Raw genomic sequence first — 279 nt, forward strand, 5'->3', positions numbered from 1 at the left:
GTTCCAGACCTCCATCAAGGACCTTACAATCGCTAGAGTGGAAGACAGGCGGATTGCCTTCCGCGTCGGCGTCAACATCGGCGACGTCATCGTCGAGGCCCATGACATCTTCGGAGACGGCGTTAACATCGCGGCGCGACTTGAGAACATCGCAGAGCCCGGCGGCATTTGCATTTCGTCTTCTGCTTACGATCAAGTCCGAGGTAAGGTCGGTGCTGAGTTCGCCGATCTGGGCGAGCAGAACCTCAAAAACATCGCCCGCCCGGTCCGCGCCTATGC

General features: G+C 58.8%; 1 protein-coding gene. It reads left to right on the top strand.

The annotated features are described in order from the left end of the window. Nucleotides 1-279 (top strand): adenylate/guanylate cyclase domain-containing protein (locus tag QSV46_RS39585; protein WP_314964075.1); only part of this gene is annotated, 279 nt, incomplete at both ends.

It is taken from the genome of Bradyrhizobium cosmicum, assembly GCF_032290525.1.
Taxonomy (GTDB): domain Bacteria; phylum Pseudomonadota; class Alphaproteobacteria; order Rhizobiales; family Xanthobacteraceae; genus Bradyrhizobium; species Bradyrhizobium cosmicum_A.